General features: G+C 54.0%; 16 protein-coding genes and 1 pseudogene. 1 reads left to right on the top strand and 16 read right to left on the bottom strand.

Annotation, left to right across the window (positions count from 1 at the left end):
* The 6 genes from C7E10_RS10475 to C7E10_RS10450 form a co-directional block, all read right to left on the bottom strand.
* On the bottom strand, positions 1–1,071 hold the full coding sequence (locus C7E10_RS10475; RefSeq protein WP_105327222.1) for a carbamoyl phosphate synthase small subunit: 1,071 nt from the start codon (positions 1,069–1,071) through the stop codon (positions 1–3).
* Complete coding sequence (locus tag C7E10_RS10470; protein WP_105327221.1) at positions 1,059–2,351, bottom strand: dihydroorotase; 1,293 nt, start codon at positions 2,349–2,351, stop codon at positions 1,059–1,061. Before C7E10_RS10470 ends, C7E10_RS10475 begins: the two co-directional genes overlap by 13 nt.
* Positions 2,335–3,291, bottom strand: a complete 957-nt coding sequence (locus tag C7E10_RS10465; RefSeq protein WP_105327220.1) for an aspartate carbamoyltransferase catalytic subunit — start codon at positions 3,289–3,291, stop codon at positions 2,335–2,337. The genes C7E10_RS10470 and C7E10_RS10465 overlap by 17 nt, the downstream gene beginning before the upstream one ends.
* Positions 3,292–3,530: 239 nt before the next feature.
* Positions 3,531–4,835: an amidohydrolase gene (locus C7E10_RS10460; RefSeq protein WP_105327219.1), complete on the bottom strand. Its 1,305-nt coding sequence runs from the start codon at positions 4,833–4,835 to the stop codon at positions 3,531–3,533.
* A 14-nt stretch (positions 4,836–4,849) separates the two neighbouring features.
* A complete protein-coding gene (locus C7E10_RS10455; protein ID WP_105327218.1) occupies positions 4,850–6,445 on the bottom strand; it encodes a DUF4127 family protein in 1,596 nt (531 codons plus the stop codon).
* 101 nt (positions 6,446–6,546) lie between these two features.
* Entirely contained in the window at positions 6,547–9,231 is a 2,685-nt protein-coding gene (locus tag C7E10_RS10450) for a DNA-directed RNA polymerase subunit alpha C-terminal domain-containing protein (RefSeq protein ID WP_105327217.1), read from the bottom strand.
* A gap of 368 nt (positions 9,232–9,599) precedes the next feature.
* Here C7E10_RS10450 and C7E10_RS12540 point away from each other — a divergent pair.
* Positions 9,600–10,946: pseudogene (locus C7E10_RS12540) on the top strand (ISL3 family transposase).
* 153 nt (positions 10,947–11,099) lie between these two features.
* On the opposite strand, the gene aspS reads toward C7E10_RS12540, so the two are convergent.
* The 10 genes from aspS to C7E10_RS10385 form a co-directional block, all read right to left on the bottom strand.
* Complete coding sequence (gene aspS, locus C7E10_RS10435) at positions 11,100–12,893, bottom strand: aspartate--tRNA ligase (protein WP_105327214.1); 1,794 nt, start codon at positions 12,891–12,893, stop codon at positions 11,100–11,102.
* Positions 12,894–12,910: 17 nt separating this feature from the next.
* Positions 12,911–14,161, bottom strand: a complete 1,251-nt coding sequence (hisS, locus tag C7E10_RS10430; protein ID WP_105327213.1) for a histidine--tRNA ligase — start codon at positions 14,159–14,161, stop codon at positions 12,911–12,913.
* Positions 14,162–14,252: 91 nt separating this feature from the next.
* Positions 14,253–15,335, bottom strand: coding sequence for an AI-2E family transporter (locus tag C7E10_RS10425; protein ID WP_105327212.1), 1,083 nt, complete (start codon positions 15,333–15,335; stop codon positions 14,253–14,255).
* An 18-nt stretch (positions 15,336–15,353) separates the two neighbouring features.
* Positions 15,354–15,977, bottom strand: coding sequence for an MBL fold metallo-hydrolase (locus tag C7E10_RS10420; RefSeq protein WP_105327211.1), 624 nt, complete (start codon positions 15,975–15,977; stop codon positions 15,354–15,356).
* Positions 15,978–15,986: 9 nt separating this feature from the next.
* Positions 15,987–16,436 carry a D-aminoacyl-tRNA deacylase gene (gene dtd, locus C7E10_RS10415; RefSeq protein WP_105327210.1) on the bottom strand — a complete coding sequence of 150 codons (450 nt, stop codon included), beginning with the start codon at positions 16,434–16,436 and terminating at the stop codon, positions 15,987–15,989.
* Position 16,437: 1 nt separating this feature from the next.
* Positions 16,438–18,660 carry a RelA/SpoT family protein gene (locus C7E10_RS10410; protein WP_105327209.1) on the bottom strand — a complete coding sequence of 741 codons (2,223 nt, stop codon included), beginning with the start codon at positions 18,658–18,660 and terminating at the stop codon, positions 16,438–16,440.
* 4 nt (positions 18,661–18,664) lie between these two features.
* Positions 18,665–21,010, bottom strand: a complete 2,346-nt coding sequence (recJ, locus tag C7E10_RS10405; RefSeq protein ID WP_105327208.1) for a single-stranded-DNA-specific exonuclease RecJ — start codon at positions 21,008–21,010, stop codon at positions 18,665–18,667.
* Between the two features lie 8 nt (positions 21,011–21,018).
* Positions 21,019–21,393, bottom strand: coding sequence for a LapA family protein (locus tag C7E10_RS10400; RefSeq protein ID WP_105327207.1), 375 nt, complete (start codon positions 21,391–21,393; stop codon positions 21,019–21,021).
* A gap of 53 nt (positions 21,394–21,446) precedes the next feature.
* The gene (locus C7E10_RS10395) at positions 21,447–22,388 is read right to left on the bottom strand and encodes a D-2-hydroxyacid dehydrogenase (RefSeq protein WP_105327206.1); all 942 of its coding nucleotides are present in this window, start codon (positions 22,386–22,388) and stop codon (positions 21,447–21,449) included.
* A 269-nt stretch (positions 22,389–22,657) separates the two neighbouring features.
* A complete protein-coding gene (locus tag C7E10_RS10385; RefSeq protein WP_105327204.1) occupies positions 22,658–22,987 on the bottom strand; it encodes a hypothetical protein in 330 nt (109 codons plus the stop codon).
* Positions 22,988–23,060 lie beyond the last annotated feature (73 nt).

Below are 23,060 nucleotides of genomic sequence, written 5' to 3'. Positions count from 1 at the left end.
TCAATGCCCTCCCATCATTTTGATAAACCGTTCAAACAAGTAGGCGTTGCCGCTGGGTCCAGGGCAGGCTTCCGGGTGATACTGAACGGTGAAGGTCGGATGATTCAGATACCGGAGACCTTCAATGGTGCCGTCATTCAGGGAGCGGTTGGTCACTTCCACAGGCAGGCCCTTTAAGGAATCCTCGTCCACCATGAAGCCATGGTTTTGGGAGGTAATGGTAATTTTGTGGTCCACCAGGTCCCGTACGGGCTGGTTGATGCCCCGGTGGCCAAAGAGCATTTTTTTGGTCTTGGCGCCGTTGGCCAGGGCCATGACCTGATGTCCCATGCAGATGCCGAAAATGGGTTTCTTGCCCAGCATTTTCTTCAGGTTTTCGATTTCCACCGTCAGGTCTGCCGGGTCGCCAGGACCGTTGGACAGGAAAATACCGTCGGGATTGATGGCCAGGACGTCTTCGGCAGGGGTTTCTGCCGGGAATACCGTCAAACGGCAGCCGTAATGTACCAGGGACAGCAGAATGTTTCTCTTGATACCGTAGTCCATAACGGCTACGTGGTAAGGACCGTCACCCATGGTGTACACTTCTTTGGTGGTCACCTGGGCTACCTGGTCGTGCCGGTCCGGGGTGGCGAGCAGGGCCTGGACTTCTGCGTCCGGCATATCGGCGGGCACCAGCACTCCCTGGAGGGTACCGTAGGAACGGATTCTCCGGGTAATGGCCCGGGTATCCACACCGGTAAGCACCGGAATGTCGTTTTTGTCCAGGAAATCCAGTACCGTGCCTTCATCCCGCCAGGAGCTGGGTTCGTCGCACAGTTCATCCACAATCAGGCCCTGATAGCAGCAGCCTTCGGATTGCTTAAACAGGTCATTGCAGCCATAGTTTCCGATCAGCGGATAGGTGAAGACTACAATTTGTCCATAGAAAGAAGGATCGGTGAGGGTTTCTTGATACCCGCTCATACCGGTAGTGAAAACTACTTCGCCTACAGCATTCCGATTGGCGTACAGGATGCCTTCGTAGACGCCGCCGTCCTTCAACACTAACTTACCCTTCATTTTTTGCATACTACACCGTCTTTCATAACGAATTGGCCATTTACGATGGTGGCCGCAGCTTTACCTTTACAATGTTTCCCGTTAAAGGGCGTTACTTTGCCCCGGGTATAGAATTTATTGCTGTCCACAGTCCATTCCTTGTCCAGGTCCAGCAGGGTGATATCGGCATTTTTGCCCACCTGCAAGGTGCCTGCATCCAGGTTGAACAGCTTGGCCGGGCTGGTGCTCATTTTGTCCACGATTTCGTTGATGGTGAACTCATGGGTTTGGTACAGCTCGGTAAGAATCACCCCAACAGACGTTTCCAGTCCGCAGAAGCCGTTGGGGGCGTAGCGGAATTCCACATCCTTTTCTTCCGGCGCATGGGGTGCATGGTCGGTAACGATGGCATCGATGGTGCCATCCTTCAGGGCTTCCCGCAGGGCTTCCACATGGTCCCAAGACCGCAGAGGCGGAGATACCCTGGTGGCGGTGCTGTAGGAGGAGCACATTTCGTCCGTCAAAGTCAGGTGATGGACGGCCACTTCGCAGGTAATGGGAATGCCTTTCTTTTTGGCCTGGCGTACAATGTCCACGGCGCCCTTGCTGGCGATGTGGGCAATGTGTACGTGGGTGCCGGTATATTCCGCGATGATGGCATCCCGGGCGACGGCAATGTCTTCTGCAATGGCCGGTACCCCAGGAACCCCCAGGCGGGCGGAAACAGCCCCTTCGTGCATATAGCCTTCGTGGTTCAGTTCCGTTTCAATATCATGACAGATGAGTGCTTTATCAAAGATGCCGGCGTATTTGGCAGCCAGCAGCATAATGTGGGCACTGTCCACATAGTGACCATCGTCGGAGAAGGCCATAGCGCCCCGCATGGCCATATCCCCCATTTCGGTGATTTCCTGTCCCTTTTCGCCTTTGGTGATGGCACCAATGACTTCCACATGGACATAACCTTCTTCTTCCGCGCGTTTTTTGACGCCGCTGACAATAATGGAGGAATCAATCACCGGTTTGGTATTGGGCATACAGGCTACCCGGGTAATGCCCCCGGCAGCGGCTGCCATGGTCCCGGTGACCAGGTCTTCCTTGGCTTCCAGGCCAGGTTCCCGCAAATGGGTGTGCAGGTCAATAAAGCCAGGGGCTACCACAAGGCCCGTGGCATCGTAGACTTCGTCGGCGTCCACATCAATGTGGGGAGCCGTTTCCTTGATTTTTCCGTCTTCAATCAACAGATCCAGCACTGCATCCAGATTCTGGCTGGGATCTACAAGGCGACCATTCTTAATTAGCGTTTTCAACTTGTTTACCTCCCGTCAGCGTCAAGAATAACAGTGCCATCCGTACGGCAACCCCGTTGGTTACCTGTTCCCGGATTACGGCCTGGTCAGAGTAGCCGGTTTCCCAGGAAATTTCCAGTCCCCGGTTCATGGGACCCGGGTGCATCACCAGGCAGTCGGGTTTGGCCAGTTTCATTTTTTCTTCGTTTACCCCAAAAATCCGGGCGTATTCCCGGGGTGTGGGGAACATGCCTTTTTCCTGGCGTTCCAGCTGAATCCGCAGGACGTCCACCACGTCGGCGCCCTCAATGGCGTCTTCTACCCGTTTGTGGACGGTGACCCCCAGCGCCTCAGCGTCATGGGGAATCAGGGTCATGGGACCGGCCACATGGACGTCGGCGCCCAGTTTGGTCCAGGCCGCAATGTTGCTGCGGGCTACCCGGCTGTAGAGGATATCGCCGATGATGGCCATCTTCAGGCCCTTAAACTTTTTGCCGTGTTCCAGGATGGTGAACATATCCAAAAGGCCCTGGGTGGGATGGGCATGGGCACCGTCCCCGGCGTTGATGACCACGGGACTTGCGATATCCGCTGCGTATTTGGCAACCCCTTCAATGGGGTGCCGCATGACGATGGCATCGCAGGCCATGGCCTGTACGGTCAGGATGGTGTCCTTCAGGCATTCGCCCTTGGCCACGCTGGAACCTGCGGTAGAAATGTTGATGACATCAGCTCCCAGGTACTTGCCGGCCAGTTCAAAGGACGAACGGGTACGGGTGCTGTTTTCGTAAAACAGGTTAATGATGGACTTGCCTCGCAGGGAGGGAACCTTTTTAATGTCCCGCTTCATAATTTTTTTCATTTCTGCGGCGGTGCGCATAATGAGTTCATATTCCTCCACGGACAGGGACGCCAGATCTAGAATATCCCGCCCGGAAAGGCTGACTGCTGCTTTGGTCATGGAATAGCCTCCTCACTGATTGACTGCAAACGCTTTACACAATCCTGCTTCACAACTGTTCAACTTTCCAAAAAGGCTTTTATCAACAAAATAAAGCCTTCTCGTCCTAAGACAAGAAGGCTTCTAAATAGCTCCTGAAATAAAAGTCCCTTTCTTAGTCTCACAGGACTAGATTTAAAGGTAATCATTTGAAGTTGCTACAAGTTTACCACGGGAGGCCTAAAAAGTCAAACCGCGGCTCACTTCGCCTTATTGCCAAAGTGTTTGACCAGATAGGTAATGGTAAAGGCTGTGCGGGGCAAAACATCTTCGTTGAAGTCAAAATCACTTTGGTGGTGTCCGGCTTCCAGTTCCGTTCCGTAGAGCATGTAGACAGCTTTTCCGCCGTGGCTTTGTACCCGGCTCATGAAGTAGCAGCAATCTTCACTGCCGCCTACCTGGTCTTCCAATTTGAGTTCCTTGTAAACGTTCAGAGGTTTGATGAGGTCATAGATTTCCTGGCCCATATCGGCGTCGGAGCCGGAGGCAGTGGCGCTGCCCATGGGGAGAATTTCCACCTGGACCCCGTACAGGTCTGCAGCGGCCTTCACCATGCGCTTGGCTTCGCTGGCCATATAATCGTTGATTTTGGCCGTGGAGCCCCGGGTTTCAAATTTGATTCGGGCATTGGCCGGGATTACGTTCCGGCCGGTACCGGCTTCCAGGACCCCCACATTGATGCGGGAGACCCCTTCGCTGTGCCGGGCAATGGTATGGAGGGAAATGGCCGCCTGGGCCGCTGCCAGCAAGGCATTGCGGCCTTTTTCCGGGTCGGCGCCGGCATGGGCGGGAACCCCGGTAAAGACCGCGTCCATTTTATCCGTGGCCAAAAAGCCCGTAGTCATGCAGACCAGGGCGTTGTTCTTTTCAGCTCCCAGGCCGATATGGCCGCTGAGGAAGTAGTCCACATCATCCACGATACCGCTGGCCACCATGCCCTTGGCTCCTACCACCCCTTCTTCACCGGGCTGGAAGCAGATTTTCAAGGTGCCGGCCATTTCGTCCTTGTGGGCTGCCACCAGTTTGGCTACCGCAAGGCCGATGGTGGCGTGACCGTCATGGCCGCAGGCGTGCATCAGGCCGGGGTGCTGGGAAGCAAAGCACTCTGCAGTGGGCCGGTGCTTTTTGTCCGGGTCCTCTGCCACAAAGAGCGAGTCGATATCAAAGCGCAGGGCAACGGTATTACCCGGTTTGGCAAAATGCATGACCCCCACGCAGCCGGTCATGCCGCCTTGCATTTTGGCCACCAGCTCCGGGTCCGCCCCTTCGGCAATGGCCCGTTTGGCGCATTTTTCCAGCTCCGCTTCAGAAGGTACCAGCATTCTCTCGGAAGCTTTCATAATATCTGCTCCCATAAGCACTTCATACCCCAGTTTCTTCAGTTCCGTGGCAATGATGCTGGTGGTGCGAAATTCCGTCCAGGCTGTTTCCGGGTGGGCGTGCAGGTCCCGTCGTCTTTTTACCATTTCCTCCCGCAGTCCCATAGCTTCTTCCAATAATGTCATGATTTTCCCTCCTTTTACTTACGTGCTTCCGGTTTTGTCGCTGGCTTGACATAGACTTCAAAGGTCCTGTGCCAGGGCAAAGTAAAGGTATATGCCTGCCAGACCTGGGGCACAAAGTACTTTTTCCCAGCTTCTGGCATGGCTTTGGCAATAAACTGCTGTGCTTCCAGGGTTTCCTGGTCCGTCAGGGCCCCATCCGGGTACCCTTTGGGGTAGATCAGCTGCTGGCGCACTTCCTGGCGCACCTTGCTTTGGTACAGCCAGTCGTCCAGGTAGCGGACCGTGAGCAGGTCCTTCCGGTTCTGGTCGGACAGGCGCTTGCGGAGCAGCCCCTGCCCCAGGGCATAGCCCAGGGAGTTGCCGGCCGTATTCCAGCCGGCGTAGGAGCCCAGCTCCCAGCCCAGGGGTGTTTTGCCCTGGCGGGCGGTAAGCAGATGCTTTACCAGGCCATTGCTGCCCCCGTTGCTGACGTTAATGTCCGCCAGGCCCACGTTCCGGCCTGCGTCCACGTACCGTCTGGTTTTCGCCAAAAAACTTTCCTGCCGGTCATCCAAACGACTGGTGTTGGCGTCCGTATCGGCCCCGGCGGTAATGCCGTTGACCGGGGTGTAAATCCCCAGCACCAGGTCCGCATTCTTATCCAGCAGGGCCGGGTACCCGCCGGCAGCCAGCACGTGCTGGCGATAGCTCTGGCGGATGGTGCCGTCCTCGTAGCTGGGCACGGTCCTGCCGCCGGTGCCGCCGGTATAGTAGGCGTACACCAGGGGGGTAACCCCCTTGCTCCGGTTCACTGCCCGGTTCAGCATCAGCATCCCAAGTTCATCGGTTCCGGAGAAGGAGCGCAGCTTATAGGAAGGTACATCTCCCGTGGTCAGGAAAAAGGCCCTGGCGTCCCGGTGGGCTTCCGAAAAAGGCGCCGAATCGTCCCGGCCAATGACCAGGTAATCCAGCCGGCCTTCCGGAATCCCCTGGGCCAGCTGCTCCAGCACCCGCAGGTTCTTGCTTCTGCGGGAAAGAACGTCCGTCTGAACCTCCTGGGGCAGGCTCTTTTCCAACTGTTCCAGCTCCTGGGTTTCCTTTTTGTTCAGCAGCTGCAATTCCTGCCGGTCCCGGAGTTCCCCCCAGCGAAAAATCTGGGGCCCATACTGGGCGTAGTAGGCCGGTTCGGCCGGCGCTGCACTGTAGCGGGGAGACCGCATAATGGTTGCAAAAGCATAGACCGGAACCAAGGGAAATTTCTTTTTCAGGTTCAAAAGGCTTTGGGTCCGTTTGGCCAGAACCCCCGCCGGCAGCTCATGGGTCCTGGACCCGGTAAGGCCCCCATAAATCAGGGTATCTGCCGAAACCACGGTCCCTATGGACCCGGGAATTTCCTGCTCCAGCCATTTTTCCAGCTGTTCCGGTTTCCCCTGCTGCCGGTCCGAGGCCAAAAGCTCTGCAGGAGGCGTTACCACCTGATACCCTGCTTTGCGGAAACTGTCCGCTGTATAGGCCAGGGAAACGGGCCGGTTGTCCAAGGGGACAAACACCAGCTTTTCCCCAGCGCTCACTGCCCCGGGCAGGGACAGCAGGCCGGCCGTACAGATTCCGAGAATTTTCTTCCAATGCACAACAAAACCACCTTTCTGCGCATGCACGCATTATACCATAAAACCCGCTTATTGTGAATATTAATTCACTATATCGGTATATTTTTACGTAATTATACAATTTACTCCGGCAGCAGCTGATCCAGGTAGGATTCCAGGGAATCGGTAATCACCTGTTCCCAGACCCCTTTGCCCCGCAGTTTTTCCGCCAGTTTGTATGAAGGCACCTGGGTGCCGAATTGTTTGTTGAACAACCGGGTCATTTCTTCCAGGCTCTTTTTGCCGTACCGGTCCGCCAGCCACAGGCAGATTTTTCTCAGATTGAGAGTCTGGTTTTCCCGGCTGAGCACCAGGCCGCCGGTAACCACCAGGGAGGAAACCCCAGCCTGCTGCCGCAGCAGGGCCGTGTACAGCCATTTTTTCCCCTGGATTTTCCGGACCAAAGGGTAGTCCCGGATTTGGGACCACAGGCTGTAGCCATTGAAATAGGGTTCCCGGCACTGGCTGTTTACCCATTTCTGGAAGGCCTTGATTTCCTGGCGGCTAATGCCGTACTTGCGTTCCACCTGGGCAGCCGGTTCCAGGACCTTGGGCCGGGTTTCGATGTATTCCAGTTTGTTCCGCTTATGGTTCAGGGCGGACTGGAAGGTGGGCAGGGAAGTAAGCCGGGGATCCAGCTGACTGAGCTGTACCACCTTGCCGTTAAAGATTTCCTGGTCGAAAAACCGCAGGGCTGTACCGTATTCGCTTTTGTAGGCGTAGCCGGTCTGGAAAGCGTAGCCAATCCGCTGAAAGGCTGCCCGGTTTAAGGCATCCGGGGACGAATGGATGCAGACCGCGGCAAACACCCGCTTCAAATCATCCCAGAACCAGAACTTTTTCTGGCCCAGGGCATGGAGAAAGGGCTCCCGGTCCCGGGGGTCCAGGGTGGGCACTTCCAGGGTATATTCCCCGTGGGCATAATAGGGCAGCAGAGGCCGGTTCAGTTCCCCGTTCCCCTGGGCCGTTTCCTTCTTGACCCCATAGCGCTCCTCGTAGGCCTGGTAAAAGTCGTGGTAGCTTACCGGGGAAAGTTCCTTTAGCAGGTCCAGGGCCTGCTGGTCCTCCCGGCCGTCCCCAATGACCACCACCGGCACCCGGCGAAATACCACGGAAAGGCCGCCTGGGGCAGCTTGGGGCTGGGACGTCTTTAGGGCATAGAACAGCTCGTAGCCATCCCGCAGGTCCAGGGCTTCCATCAGGTCCGGATAATCCCGGTAGATGAGCTCTGTGGAAATCACCTTGTCCTTGTACCGCTGGAAGTCGATTTCCTCCCACAGCCGCTCCCCGTCCGCTTCGCAGTACCGCACCCGGCTGTTCTGGTCCCACACCACATGGGAAGAATTGCGCAGGGTATTGGTCAGGGTATGGATGTTCAGGTGGAGCCGCTCCTTGGGGTAGCCGTTGTCCTTCAGGTACCGGTTGTAGGCCTGGGCCAGTTCTTCCATGGTCAGGGCATTTTCACTGTTGCTGAGCAGCACCCGGTAAGCCAGGGCCGTCCGGGTAATGCTCTGCTTGTCCTTGGCCACCAGGCAGCGCACCAGCTGGCCTCTGAAAACATCCTGGTAGGCCTCGATATTTTCCCGGTTTACCTTGTGGGTCCCCCGCTCCCACCGAAGGGCCAGGAACTCGTAGCCCTGGCCGCCGCACTGGGGAAAGGCCTGACAGAATTCTTCCTTGGTAAATTTGAAATAGGTAAAGGGCCGTTCATAGTAGTCTTCGTACAGGGGCGGGAATTTGCGAGCCATTTTGGAAGTAATCTGCCGCACCCGCTCCCGGCTTACGGAAAACCGGTTGCCGATGGCCTGGAGGGTTTCTCCCTGGAGCCGCAGCCGCAGCATGGACAGCACCCGGGCATCCCACTCCTTGGCATGCCGCCGCAGGTACCGGCTGAGATTGGGCCGGGGAAAATAGCAGGCGTTCCCCAAAAGGGCTCCCACGTGGCGGCGCAGAAATACCTGAAACAGCACGTCCCCGGCAATGGGCAGGTCCAGCTGATCCAGTTCTTTTTTCAGTTCTTCCGTTTTGAGAATCCCTTCCGGTGCCAGCTGGAAAAACAGTTTTCTGAGCGCCGGTGCCAAAACGGGCATGGACAGCAGATCCATTTGGAGCTGCCGGGGCAGCTGGTCCCCATAATACACCAAAGCTTCGGTTAGGCCGGCCTTGTCCGCCGCCTCCTTTAACTGGTGCCAGGACACCCACTGGAGGGGTCTCAGGTTCTGGGCCAGGTTCTGAAAATAGCTCCGGCAGGCTTCAGAAATCTCCCCCTCCCCTGGCAGCTCCTCCTCGGCAGCAGCCGCGGGTACCAGGTTCTTGGCAAGCCACTGGCCCAGCACGGTCTGGAGCTCCACCAGGGATTTATGACCAAAGCCGGTCCATTTTTCCATTTCTTCGACAGTCAGCACCGCCACCTGGTCCAGGGTCACCAGTTCCCGATGAATCAGGGCGTGGTAGGGCCGGGCCGAGAGCCCCAGCTCCCCAATGGAGTGCCGGGAAAGTTCGGACAACTGATCCTGGGAAAATTGCCTGGGAACAGCCCCGGGAGCCCTGCCTTTTTGTTCCAGGGCTGCCAAATCAATTTTACCCGACAGAATATCCTGCCGGATGCGTTCAATTTCTTCCAGGGTTTTACGGCCGGCATTCTTTTGAACCGCAATCCTTTTAGAGGGTGTGGCCAATAATTGCTCCACGGTGCCAATCCCCATGCCTTTCAGCACATGGGAGGCACGGACGGAAAATGTCAATACTGCAAGAGGAGTGTCTGCCATCTGTCTCACCAGCTTTTTTCCAGGATTTTAGGAAGGGAAAGGTTCCCCTCCCTAAGCTATAGCTTGCTTATAAAGGTTTTCAGGTAAGTGCTCGGAACAAGAATTCCTATGTACTTCTGCCTGTACTTTTTCAATCTATAGTGTACCATATTCGCCGGGATTATAGCAAAATTTCTTTATTTTGTACTACTTGTTTTTCCTGTATGTAAAATTTCCGTAAAGTATTCTTTTCCCAAAGAAATTTTATGGCTCATCACGGAAAATTGGGGGATACGAAATCTAAGACAGAATTTAAAAACTGAAAAAAGGTATTGAAAAAGAGCACGGGATGCTCCATTCTAAGTAATAGCGACAAAACTACGAAAGGAATGATCCACGTGCTCTCAACCTCAAGTATAGCAAATTTATGCAAAAACATACAGGACAATTTTAATATTCCTACGAGTATTGCTTCTCTTTTTGAAGAGATCATAGATGTAAATAGTACCCGGCCTACAGCCGACGTTGTATGCCCTTGCTGCGGCGGTAAGGTCCATGTCCATGACAACCCTGTAACTACACTTAAAGACATGTCCTGGATACCCGGAAAGCCACGGATTCTTCGTGTGAGATTCCACCGCTACCGGTGCCAAAAATGCGGGCATACCTTCAATGAAAACATAACCTTTAAGTATCCTGGAACCAGAGTCACTTCTCGTGCCGCTTTATGGATCAAGATTTTGCTTATGCATCAAATGACGATTAAAGCAGTCAGCGATTTGACCGGTATCCATTGGGGAACAGTTTCTAAAATCCATAAGGAAATTATGGACGAGGCTCTCAAAACGCGAAGCGAGGAACTTCGCAAAAGTGGCTACCGTCCTAAGCATCTTGCCGTTGATGAGTTTGCAATGCACAAAGGCCATACTTACGCAACCTGTGTTATGGACCTTGATATGGGAGACATCCTCTGGGTTGGTGCGGGACGCTCTATAGCTGCCTTTACAAAGTTTTTTGAAGAGACAGACCTGGAGTATTTGTCTGAAGTAGAAGCTGTCGCAATGGACATGAACGCATCGTTCAACACCCTGGTAGAAAAGTATCTGCCTCATGCGGCAATAGTATACGACCGCTACCATATGCAAGCCCAGTATGGACGAGATGAGCTGGTAGCCGTAAGGCTGTATGAAGAAAGACAGCACAAACAGTAAGAAGATAACCTAAAGCTTGGGATTACAGAGAATATTGCTGAAGAGCAGGCAACAAAAGCAGAGGATTCAATTAAAGAGGAGAATCGGCTTTACAAGGAAGTAAAACAAGCTCGCTGGACGCTGCTTTGCAAGGAAGAAACACTAAGCGATAAAAAGGCAGAAAATCTCAAGGAAATCCTTAAAAAACATGAAAATTTGACAGTTTGCCATACAATGAAAGAGGAACTAAGTGATCTATTCGAGCTTAGAAACCCCGATTTAGCTGCCGTAGAATGGGAAAAATGGTTTAAAGGAGCCGAGGAGAGCAACATACCGCAGCTGCAAAAGTTTGCCCGCTTAAAGCGAAAACGCAAAGAGGGTTTGATTGCTCACTCAGCCCATCCGATTACCACAGGAAAGCTTGAAGGCTTCAATAACAAGATTAAGGTTGCAAAACGAATAGGGTATGGATACAAAAATGATGAATATTTTTTCACTCTGATTCGATATTCAGCATTACCATCTATACGAAACGGCACTGTCTAGAGATTGCGACAGTGGGATGTTGCTAGACATAAAAGAAGGATGGCAGAAATCTGCCATCCCACAATAAAACGTGAAGAGCCAATTTTATAAGGGCTGTGATTTCCCAGAGAATGCAAAATGAGACTGTACACAAGCGTACACAGTCTCAAAATTTTATTTCTTGTCTTCTTCTTTTTTCACCACAGTGCTGCGGATATGCAGTTCACGCATCTGCTTATCTTCAACTACGTTAGGTGCCTGACACATCAGGTCCATAGCGCTCTGGGTCTTGGGGAAGGCGATAACGTCACGAATGGACGGGCGTTTGGCCATCAGCATCACCAGCCGGTCCAGACCGAAGGCCAGACCACCATGGGGAGGTGCACCATATTCAAAGGCCGTCATCAGGAAGCCAAATTTTTCACGGGCTTGTTCGTCCGTCAGGCCGATGGCTTCAAAGACCTTCTTCTGTACATCTTCTCTGTGGATACGGATGGAACCGCCGCCGATTTCCACGCCGTTCAGGACCATATCGTAGGCCTTGGCATACACGTGGGCAGGATCGGTAAGCAACTTATCCAGGTCTTCATCGCAGGGAGCGGTGAACGGATGGTGCATAGCCACATAGCGATGTTCTTCTTCGCTGTATTCGAACATGGGGAACTTCACAACCCAGGTAAAGGCCAGCTTGTTGGGATCAATCAGGCCGCGTCTCTTGGCCATTTCGATACGCAGGGCACCCAGGGCAGCAGCAACCACCAGCGGTTTCCGGTCAGCCACAAACAGCAGCACGTCGCCGTTTTCTGCTTTGCCGGCTTCCAGGATTTTCTTCATTTCTTCGTCGGAGAAGAATTTGGCAATAGGAGACTTGATGGAACCATCTTCGTTGACGATAATCCAAGCCAGGCCCTTGGCACCGTAAATGCCTACGAAGTCTACCAGACCATCCAGTTCACGTCTGGGAATGGCGCTGTAGCCTTTGACGTTGATGGCTTTTACCAGGCCGCCCTTTTCCAGGATATCCTTGAAGACCTTAAAGCTGGTGCCTTCCAGGGCAGGGTTCATGTTTACCAGAGGCATATCAAAACGCAGGTCCGGCTTATCGCTGCCGTACTTGTCCATGGCATCGTCCCAGGTCATCCGGCCAAAGGGAACCTTCAGGTCTACGTTCAGGGTTTCCTTGAAGACATAGGCAATCAGGTTTTCCGTCAGGGTCATAATGTCGTCTTCATCAATGAAGGACATTTCCATATCCAGCTGGGTAAATTCCGGCTGGCGGTCAGCACGCAGGTCTTCATCCCGGAAGCAGCGGGCAATCTGGAAATACCGTTCCATGCCGGCAATCATCAGAATCTGTTTGAACAGCTGAGGGGACTGGGGCAGAGCGTAGAATTTGCCAGGGTTAACACGGCTGGGCACCAGGTAATCCCGGGCGCCTTCCGGCGTGCTCTTGGTCAGCATAGGAGTTTCGATTTCCAGGAAATCACGGTTATCCAGGAAATCCCGGACAGCCTTGGTCACTTTGTGGCGCAGGATCAGGTTCTTCTGCATTTCCGGTCTGCGCAGGTCCAGATAGCGGTAGCGCAGCCGTACGTTTTCGTCCACGTCCACCCCATCCTGGATGTAGAAAGGAGGAGTCTTGGAAGGGTTCAATACTTCCAGATCTTTGACCACTACTTCTACTTCGCCGGTGGGCAGGTTGGCATTGACGGTTTCGGCGGAACGTTCCCGTACTACGCCGGTAACCTGCAGCACGTATTCGCTGCGGACGGCTTCAGCAGCATGGAAGTCCTTTTCGTCATGGGCCGGGTCAATGATGACCTGGACCAGACCGTACCGATCCCGCAAATCAATGAAGATAATGCCGCCGTGGTCACGGCGTTTGCTTACCCAGCCGCACAACGTTACCTGTTTGCCGGCATCTGTTTTTCTCAAGTCACCACAATGATGGCTGCGTTTTGTACTCATTCGTTTACACCTCTGGTTTATTTAAAAAATGTTTCAAGCTCAGACATTTTGACTTCGGTCTGGCTGCTGTCTGCCATGTTGCGGACAGTCACAGCACCCCGGCTCCGTTCGTCTTCCCCAAAGATCAGGGCAAATTTGGCCTGATCCCGGTTGGCCTGCTTCATCTGGGCTTTCAGGCTGCGTTCTACCAGGTTCATGTCACAGGACAGGCCTTGAGCCCGCAGCTGTTGCATTACCCGGAAGGCATCGGCTACGCCGCCTTCATCAGGAATAACGGCAAATACGTCGATGGATTCTTTGCCCACCGGCAGCAGGTTCTGTTTTTCCAGGGCCAGGAGGATTCTCTCCAGACCCATGGCAAAGCCTACGCCCGGAGTGGACGGACCGCCCAGTTCTTCTACCAGGCCGTCATACCGGCCGCCGCCGCCCACAGCACTTTGGGCACCCAGCGGGGAATATTGGATTTCGAAAGCAGTCTTGGTGTAGTAGTCCAGGCCGCGCACCAGGTTGCTGTCCACTTCGTAGTCCACACCGGCTTCGGTCAGGAGCTTCTTGACCATTTCGAAATGCTCTTTGCATTCGTCGCACAGGTGGTCGGTAATTTTGGGAGCGCCTGCCATAAACGGTTTGGCTGCATCTTCCTTGCAGTCCAAAATCCGCAGGGGGCTTCTGTCAAAGCGGTGCTGGCAGTCCTCGCACAATTCGTCCAGATGCGGACGGAAGTAGTCCTGCAGCAATTGTCTGTGCTGAGGGCGGCACTTGGGGCAGCCCACGGAGTTGATTTTCAGTTTCAGATCCTTCAGGCCGAAGCGCTGCAGCACGGTCAGGGCCAGCAGAATCACTTCTGCGTCCACCACCGGGGACTGGGAGCCCAGGGCTTCTACCCCAAACTGGTGGAATTGTCTCATCCGGCCAGCCTGAGGACGGTCATACCGGAACATGGGTCCAATGTAATAGACCTTTAACGGCATGGGTTCCGCATACAATTTGTTTTCTACAAAAGAACGGACCACGGAGGCCGTGTTTTCCGGGCGCAGCGTCAGGCTGCGGCCGCTCCGGTCGCTGAACGTGTACATTTCCTTATCCACTACGTCCGTGCCGTCGCCAATGCCTCTTTGGAAGAGTTCCGTATGTTCAAAAATCGGGGTTCTGATTTCTTGGTAGTTGAATTCCCGGCAAACTTCCCGGATAATCTGTTCTGCATACCGCCAGCCATTGATTGTGCCTGGCAAAATATCCTTGGTACCACGCGGTGCACCTGTTAACATAAAAATCCCTCCGTCCACACATTGTTTGAACTTTATAAGTGTAACACAATTTCGACCAATTTTTCAACGGCATGGGGCTAATTCTGTACTTTTATCCCTGTTTTGTTTCTGAGGGAAGTGCTGTCCCGGCCTTTTTTTCCCCTGCATGCCAGAAATACTGGTACAGTACCTTGATGATGGTCAGCACCGGCACGGCAAAAATCAAGCCGGCCACGCCGCCCAGCTGGCCGCCTACCATGACAGCCAGGATAATCAGTACAGGGTGCAGGGTAATACTGTGCCCCATCATGTTGGGCATGATAATCTGGGCATCTACCTGATAATAAACCAAATATAAGATCAATACTTTAAGGGCCAGCTGGGGATTCTGCAGCAGGGCGATAAACACCGCCGAAACTGTTCCCACCACGGACCCTACCAAGGGAATCATTTCTGTAATCATGGCCAGAAAGCCCAATACCAGGGTGTACTGGACACCCAGGATATAGTTGCCCACGGTCAGGCAGCCTGCTGCCACAAAGCACAGCTTGAACATATTGTCCACGTAGGCGCAGAGCATTTTGCCAATGTCCGAGAATACCTGGTCCGCCAGTGCCTGCTGGTCGTAGGAGAAAATCCGTACCACCATGCCCTTTAAGGTCCGCCAGTCCTTCAGGAAATAGAAGGACAGGAACGGCACCAGTACCAGGCTGACCAGGCTTTTGGCCATCTTGAAGGTGGAATTGAGCATATCCCGCAGCACGGCCATCAGGTTGGTGCTCAAGGTGCTGGTAGCCTGCTGCAGCATGTCCCGCACATTGGGCGGCAGCTGCTGGGCTCCGGACCCCAGAAACAGGGTAATGCTTTCGTTGGCCCGGGAGGCCAGAAAAGGCATGGCCTTAATCAGGGTGTTCACCTGATTGACCAGGGGCACAATCAGCACCAGGGAGGCCAGGTACAGAAACAGCCCAAACACCAGAAAGGCAATCAGCACCGAAAGGGTGTTGGGCAGGTGCCTGCCCAGGATTTCCGTGTTTTCCAGTCGGTTCACAATGGGATACAAAAGAAAGCTCAAGGCGATGGCTAGAAATACCGGAAGAAAGATACTGGCCGCCAGATAAAAGGCCAAAAAGGCCAGGACCGCAATCAGCAGCTTGCTGATCAGTCCCCGGGGTTTTCTTCCAGAACTCATCATGGAATTCATGCTCCTTTTTTATTGGAGGAACGGATTTCTGCGTCTTTCCCAGCCCACCGTCGTGCCAGGTCCGTGACCCGGCAGCAGCTTGGTGTCATCGGGCAGGGTCAGCAGCTTGGTATGGATGGAATTCAGCAGGGCATCGTAGGAACCCCCGGGCAGGTCCGTCCGGCCGATGGATTCCAGGAAGATGGTGTCCCCTACAAAGGCCACCCCGTCCGTAATGATGCAGACACCGCCCCGGGTATGGCCCGGCGTGGCCACAATCCGGAAATCCAGCCCGGCCACAGTGAGTTTTTCCTCGTCCTTAAAATAATAATCCGGGGGATCAAAGCTTTTGTTCCGGTCCGTGGAATAGGACAGGCTGCTGTTCCAGACCCTGAGCATGGGCGCATCGGCCTCGCTCATGTACACCGGAGCGCCCGTGGCTTTTTTCACTTCATCCAGGGCCGATACGTGGTCGCCGTGACCATGGGTAATGAAAATGGCTGCAATCTTGGTGATTTCCGCCTTTTTCACCGCTTCCATAATCCGGTCGCCTTCATCACCGGGATCCACAATAATGCCTTCGTTGTTTTCGTCGTTTTTGATAATATAGCAGTTTTCCTGGATGGGGCCCACCACTACGCGATAAATCTTCATCGGTTCCTCCTAAAACGTTTTACGGCTGTCCAGCAGCAGGGTAACCGGGCCGTCATTTACCAGCTCCACCTGCATATGGGCTTGGAACTGGCCGGTAGCCACCGTTACTCCCTGGCTGCGGATCAGCTCCGCTGTCTTTTCGTATAATTCCCTGGCTGCGTCCGGAAGCGCTGCCTGGGTAAAGGAAGGGCGTCTTCCGTGGCGCACATCTCCCAAAAGGGTGAATTGGCTCACCAACAGGAGGCTTCCTCCCGATTGCAGCAGGGATAGATTCATTTTATCATTTTCGTCTTCAAAAATCCTTAGTCCGGTGATTTTTTCTGCCAAATAGGCGGCATCTTTTTCGGTGTCTTCCTTTTCCACACCCAAAAGTACCATCAGGCCCGGTCCAATGGCGCTGATTTCCCGGCCTTCCACGGTAACGGACGCTCTTGTCACCCGCTGTACTACGGCTCTCATCCTACACCCCCGAAATTTTCCGCTCTACCCGAATAACGCCTTTAATCCGACGCAGCCGGCCAATCACGTAGTTGAGCTGTTCCAGACTGGTAATGTCCAGGCCCATATCCACATAGGCCGTACGGTTGGCGTCCGTATGGGCATTCAGGGAGTTGATGTTCACCTTGGTTTCGCTGGTGACCGTCATAATATTGGCCATCACCCCGGTCTGGTCCATGCAGGTCAGTCGCAGCACCACCTTGTAGGTCACATCGGTAGCCACGTTCCAGGACACTTCAATCATCCGGTCCGCGTCTTCCTTATTGGCCAGCACGTTGGGGCAGTCGGCCCGATGGACGGAAACCCCGTGGCCCCGGGTAATGTAGCCCACAATGGCGTCCCCAGGAATGGGGTTGCAGCACTTGGCCAGCTTGACCATAATGTCGTCTTCCCCTTTGACCAGGATGCCGTGGCTGCCCTTATGGGCCTTGATGGTCCGGGGCTTCAATTCGTTCAGCAGCTGGGACAGGTTCTTGGTGGTGTTCTGGCGCTGGGCCTTCTTGTAGATTTCCACCAGCTTGACCATGACGTTGTTTACCGTAAGGCCGCCGTAGCCCAGGTCTGCCAGCAGGTTTTCCTCACTGCCGTCCATATGGCTCCGGGCCGCTACTTCCTTGAGATTTTCGGAAGTCAGCATGGTATTCACGTCGTAGCCCAGGCGCCGGCATTCCCGTTCCAGCATTTCCCGGCCAGTAGCGATGTTTTCTTCCCGTCTTTCCTTTTTGAAGAACTGTTTGATCTTGTTCTTGGTCTGGCTGGAACCTACAAAGTTCAGCCAGTCCCGGCTGGGTCCCGGAGACTGCTTGGAGGTGATAATCTCCACAATATCCCCGTTTTTCAGCTTGTAGTCCAGGGGCACGATTTTTCCGTTGACCTTGGCCCCTACGCAGCTGTTGCCCACCCCGGTATGCACCCGGTAGGCAAAGTCGATGGGCACGGAGCCTTCCGGCAGGTCCAGCACGTCCCCCTGGGGCGTAAACACAAACACCTCATCGGAGAACACGTCCATTTTTACCGTGTTCACAAATTCATGGGGATCCCGCATATCCTTATGCCAATCCAGCAGCTGGCGCAGCCAGGCCATTTTGGCATCGGTACTCTTGTCGGAAGAGCTGGGCATTTTGGAGCCCCCGGATTCCTTGTAGCGCCAGTGGGCTGCCACGCCGTATTCGGAAATCTTGTGCATCTCAAAGGTGCGGATCTGGATTTCCAGGGGCTGGCCGCTGGTGGCCACCACCGTGGTGTGCAGGGACTGGTAGCCGTTGGATTTGGGCACGGCGATGTAGTCCTTGAACCGGCCGGGAATGGGTTTCCATTTGCCATGGACAATCCCCAGAACCCCGTAGCAGTCCTTTACCGTATCCACCAGCACCCGGACGGCCAAAAGGTCGTAGATTTCGTTGATGGTCTTGTTGTCCCGCTGCATCTTTTTGTAGATGCTGTAGAAGCTCTTAGGACGGCCCTGGATTTCGCAGTTGATGCCGGCTTCGCCGCACAGCTTCTTTAACTCGTCCATGGCCTCCTGGACCATGGCTTCCCGCTCATGGCGCTTTACCTTTACCTGTTCCACCAGCTCGTAGTAATGCTGGGGTTCCATGTAGCGGAAGGCCAAATCCTCCAGTTCCCACTTGATGGCATAAATGCCCAGCCGGTGGGCCAAAGGAGCGTAGATTTCCAGGGTTTCACTGGAAATCCGTTTTTGTTTATTGGGCGGCATATACTTCATGGTCCGCATATTGTGCAGCCGGTCTGCCAGTTTGATGAGCACTACCCGGATATCCTTGGCCATGGCCAAAAACATTTTCCGGTAGTTCTCCACCTGCTGTTCTTCCCGGGAGATATACTCAATCCGGCCCAATTTGGTTACGCCGTCCACCAGCATGGCCACTTCCAGGCCAAAAATGTCCTGAAGCTGTTCCATGGTCACATCCGTATCTTCCACCACATCATGGAGAAAAGCGGCTGCCAGGGTAACATCGTCCATCTGGAGCTGGGCCAGAATGGTGGCCACTCCCAGGGGATGGATAATGTACGGTTCTCCGGAGGCTCTTTTTTGCTTGGCGTGGGCTTCTGCTGCAAAGTTATAGGCTTCCCGGACAAATTCCACCTGTCTGGGAGTCAAATATTTTCCGATCATAGCATAAAATTCTTCCGCACTGACCGGCTTATCATCTAATTGTTCCACAATGTCACCTTCCTTGAGACCAGAATTCCGCAATTTCCCCGGCGGGGAGCTTCCATAAACGGTTCAGTTCCTCAAATTTTTCCCGGTACAGTTCCCGCATTTCCTGGAACCGCACGGAATCCTGCATATTTTTCCGGGTTGTCTCCCCCATGGAAAGAAGCCCCTTTTCCTGGTGCAGCAAATTGAGTTCACAAAAAACGGCAAGGACCTGGGAGCCCAGAAGGTACCCCTCCCGGGTGGTCTGCCCCAGCACCTGCTCCACCGGCAGCGCCGGCTTTTCCCGCAGCATTTCCCTAAGGGCTGCATAGCAGCGGCGCATACCGTTCAAATCCGGATACTGCCGGCGCAGCTGTTCCACCTCTGCCACCAGTTCATCCCGGTCGTAGAGCAGGTACAGCAGGGCAGGCTGGTCTGGGCCCAGGGGAAAGTCCTTGGGGTTCATCACCCGCCGGGCCCCGCTGTCGTAAAACACCACTGCCTCCGCTTCCTTGGGAAGGGGCTCCCCGTAAATCAGGACCTGGGCCTTGCCGCTGAGGGCAGCCTGGGTCTCCATATCCTGGACATATACTACCGTTTTTTTGTGTTCTTGTAAAATCCCCTGCAAAAGTGTTTTTCGGTCCGTATTGTCCTGCCGCCAGTCCAAGATGGTATAGGGGGACATAACCCCGCATACTTCTAGGTCCACCGACGTTTTGCCCCGAAAAACATTGAGACGGGGTGAAAAGGCAACCACCGCCTGTTCCCCGCCGTAAAACGTATGGTACTGGTCCCCTGCCTTCCACAGAAGACCCTTATAATTGCTTTTGCCGTGGGCCACCGTGAGTTTCAAATGGGTTTTATCCCGGCCCAGCAGCGCAACCTCCGTAATTTTTGCCTTGGCAAAGCCCAGCACAGGAGAAGGATTCCCCATGCCAAACGGTGCCAGCTGATCCAATTCTTCTACCAGGTGTTCGTCCACCGGCATTCCTTCCGGCACAAAATAATCGGGCTGGAGGGAGGGCTGGTAGGGAATGCCCTGAAGCTGCTCCTTGACGGCAGCCTGGAAAGCCTGCCGAAAGGCCGGCAATTGCCGGGTTTCCAAAGTCAGTCCCGCCGCCTGGGCGTGGCCGCCAAACTGGAGCAGGTATTCCTTGCAGCTTTGCAGTGCATTGTACAGCTGCAGAGGCGGTATGCCTCGGCAGGAGCCTTTGGCCGTTTCCCCCTGGATGGACAGCAGCACCGAAGGCAAATGGTACTTTTCCGTTATCCGGGAGGCCACAATGCCGATAACCCCTGGGTGCCACCCTTCGGCTCCCAGCACAATGCCCCATTCCGGACTGCCCAGCTGGGACAGCTGTTCTTCTGCTGCCTGGAAAATCTCCTGGCTGATGGCCTGCCGTTCCTGGTTGGCCGTATTCAGCTTCTGGGCCAGGCTTTGGGCTTTCTTAGGGTCATCGGTGGTGAGCAGCTGCACCGCTGCCATGGCGTCATCTAGCCGGCCAGCAGCGTTGATTCTGGGGCCCAGGCCAAAGCCAATGGTGCCCGCGTTGACAGCTGCGTCCGGGCTGATGGAAACGTCTAACAGCGCCTTTAGTCCCGGCAGGGACGTCTTGCGCATTTTGGCAAGCCCCCGGCGGACAATTTCCCGGTTCTCTCCCAAGAGGGGAACCATGTCCGCCACGGTACCCAGGCTCACCAGTTCTATCAGTTCGTCCCAGTATTCCTGGGTGTGGTGAAGCCGCTGGTACAGGGCCTGGCAAAGCTTTAGGGCCACCCCTACCCCGCAGATTCCCTTATTGGGATATTGGTCTCCGGGCTGGTTGGGATTTACCACTGCATAGGCCGGGGGCAATTGGGCCGGCGGCAGATGGTGGTCCGTAACAATAATGTCCATGGAACTGGGCGCCCCAGCTACTTCCTGGTACCCGCTGATGCCCGTATCCACCGTAACCAGCAAGGTAGTGCCCCCTGCCGCAAGAGTTTCCAGGGCGGTGCTGTTAAGGCCGTAGCCTTCTGTATCCCGCCGGGGAATATACACCTTGATTTTAGCCCCTTCCCCGGTGAGATAGCGATATAGCAGGGAACTGGCCGTGGTCCCGTCCACATCGTAATCCCCGTAGACCGTAATGGTTTCCTTTTGTTCCAGGGCCCTAAGAATCCGGTCCACAGCCTTGTCCATATTGAGCAGCAGGAAGGGGTCCAGGTAGGGCTGCTCCACTCCTTCCAGAAATTCCTTGATTTGATTGGGCTCCGTAATTTTCCGGCGTACCAGGATTTCCGCCAAAAGCGGCGAAATTCCTGTGTCCCGGCTGAGCTGCCGGGCCTGGTCCTGTTCCTGTTCCGGTATGGCTTCGATTTTTCTATATAGCATACAGCGTTCTAGTCCTCCGGCCGGAAGGGTCTGATAATGGGATTCTGATCCTTTTTGGGGTCATAGCCCTTTCCGGCGAAATCGGACCGGGGCACCTTGGTTTCGGTAAACCGTGGTGCGGCAGCCTGCATTTCATCCAGTTCTTCTTCCAGCTGGCGGATTTGCTCCTTATATTTTCTTTCTTTCATAAAATGACTGGTTTTGGCCTTTAAAGTCCACAGGCTGGCGATGATAAAGCCCAAAATCAAACACCCCAGGATAATCAGGGCCAAGCTCATGGTAAAGTGCCAGAACAAAAAGCTGATTTCCACCGATACGGCATTTTGAATGGCAAAAATCGCTACAGCCAGGGAAATGATTCCCATGAGAATAATATACAGCATTTACATCCCTTCCTTTCCGCCCTCAGGCAAGTCCCCACCGCACTTTCCATTGCTTACTTCTTGTAGCCGGTTTTCCGGTCCACGATGTTCTGGAGAGGCTCGCCAGCCACGTAGCGCCGCAGATTTGCTGCTTCAATGTGCACAATGTTGTCCTGGGTGGCCTGGAGATGGAAATCTCCGGCAATATGGGGCGTAATGTACATATTGGGCGTATGCCACAGGGGGTCGTCCTGGGGCAGCGGTTCCACTTCCGTTACGTCCACCGCTGCGCCGGCCAAATGACCGCTTTCTAGGGCGGCCCTAAGGTCCTTTTGGACCACGGCACTGCCCCGGCCTACGTTGATGAAATAGGCACCCTGCTTCATGGCGCCAAAAAGCTTGGCGTCATACAGGTGGGTGGTGGCAGGGGTTCCCGGCAAAACGGAAACCACAATATCGGCCCGGGCAAGCAGCTCCGGCAAATGTTCCATCAGACCCATTTCGTCGGCTTCCGCCGGTTTTTCCCCGTGACGGCGGCGCACACCGATTACGTAGGCGCCCATGGCCTTCACCAATCTGGCGTAGGCTTTGCCAATATCCCCAAAGCCAATCACCAGCACCACGGCATTCTTTAGGGAGGTAACGGTGCCTTCATCGTGCCACAGCCCTTGCTTTTGGTTATCGTAGTAACGGTAGAGTTTTTTCAGCATGGCCAAGGTAAGTGCCAGCATATGCTCAGAAAGGGCCTGACCGTAGGCACCGGTGGCATTGGTGAGCTGTACGTCTTCCGGCGTCACCCCGGGCTTGCAGTAGGCATCTGCGCCAGCGGAATTCAGCTGCAGCCAGCGCAGCTTGGGCAGCTGGTTCACCCATTCCGGACGAATATTGCCCAAAATCACTTCCGCTTCCTTTAATTTTTCCAGGTCCTTGCCATAATAAAACGCTGCTTCAGGAGCCGCCTTTTCCAATTCTGTTTTATGGTAAGCCAAAACCGGCATAGTTACTGCAATCTTCATATGCTTCACCCTTTCTCCTAATAAAAGAAAACGATTATCAATTGAATTTATTTTGCATTTTATCTATTTTATTTTACAAGATTCCGGCCCATGACTCAAATACTTGTTCCTTTGTTCGCCAAATTTCTTGTATTTATACAAATACTGATAAAAGTGTAACAAAAAAATGGATATATGACAATGCATATACCCATCTTTCGGAGCCGGCTGTCCCTCCAGGGAAAACCACACCGGCTTAATTTTCTGCTGCTGCCAGGTTTGTTTCACCGCTAAAACACTTCGTCCACGTGAATCTCCAGCAGTCTGTCCATAAAGGACTTGCCGTTCAGGCAGCGTTCATTTAGCAGCTGTTCCACCATGGAAACCCCCACCGGCCACCGGATAAATGGCGCCTTATCGATGGAATGGTCCGGACTGATGGGGATTCTGCACAGCCAAACCAAATGGGGCTTGAACTGGTACATCACCAGGTCCCCGTATAAAGAGTCGCTCTGTACCGGCTGGATAATATATTGGTTGCCGTTCAGGGAAAATACTGCTTCATGTCCTCTAGATAATAAACAGATGAGTTCATCAAGTTCAATTCCCAAATATCCCATTTTTGCTCCGACCTCCTAGTACTTGGCAACAAAGTTCTCTTTATATAATACCATAGAAGCGGCCGATGAAAAA

The sequence above is a fragment of the Acidaminococcus hominis genome, from assembly GCF_900291475.1.
GTDB classification, from domain to species: Bacteria; Bacillota; Negativicutes; order Acidaminococcales; family Acidaminococcaceae; genus Acidaminococcus; species Acidaminococcus hominis.
Note: the sequence above shows the minus strand (reverse complement) of the source record. Positions and strands in the feature narration are given on the sequence as shown.

Bases quoted from the DNA above. Each gene is read 5' to 3' on its own strand.
- C7E10_RS10475 (WP_105327222.1), bottom strand. From the start codon at position 1,071: ATGCAAAAAATGAAGGGTAAGTTAGTGTTGAAGGACGGCGGCGTCTAC.
- C7E10_RS10465 (WP_105327220.1), bottom strand. From the start codon at position 3,291: ATGACCAAAGCAGCAGTCAGCCTTTCCGGGCGGGATATTCTAGATCTG.
- C7E10_RS10460 (WP_105327219.1), bottom strand. From the start codon at position 4,835: ATGACATTATTGGAAGAAGCTATGGGACTGCGGGAGGAAATGGTAAAA.
- C7E10_RS10450 (WP_105327217.1), bottom strand. From the start codon at position 9,231: ATGGCAGACACTCCTCTTGCAGTATTGACATTTTCCGTCCGTGCCTCC.
- aspS (WP_105327214.1), bottom strand. From the start codon at position 12,893: ATGAGTACAAAACGCAGCCATCATTGTGGTGACTTGAGAAAAACAGAT.
- hisS (WP_105327213.1), bottom strand. From the start codon at position 14,161: ATGTTAACAGGTGCACCGCGTGGTACCAAGGATATTTTGCCAGGCACA.
- C7E10_RS10425 (WP_105327212.1), bottom strand. From the start codon at position 15,335: ATGATGAGTTCTGGAAGAAAACCCCGGGGACTGATCAGCAAGCTGCTG.
- C7E10_RS10420 (WP_105327211.1), bottom strand. From the start codon at position 15,977: ATGAAGATTTATCGCGTAGTGGTGGGCCCCATCCAGGAAAACTGCTAT.
- dtd (WP_105327210.1), bottom strand. From the start codon at position 16,436: ATGAGAGCCGTAGTACAGCGGGTGACAAGAGCGTCCGTTACCGTGGAA.
- recJ (WP_105327208.1), bottom strand. From the start codon at position 21,010: ATGCTATATAGAAAAATCGAAGCCATACCGGAACAGGAACAGGACCAG.
- C7E10_RS10400 (WP_105327207.1), bottom strand. From the start codon at position 21,393: ATGCTGTATATTATTCTCATGGGAATCATTTCCCTGGCTGTAGCGATT.
- C7E10_RS10395 (WP_105327206.1), bottom strand. From the start codon at position 22,388: ATGAAGATTGCAGTAACTATGCCGGTTTTGGCTTACCATAAAACAGAA.
- C7E10_RS10385 (WP_105327204.1), bottom strand. From the start codon at position 22,987: ATGGGATATTTGGGAATTGAACTTGATGAACTCATCTGTTTATTATCT.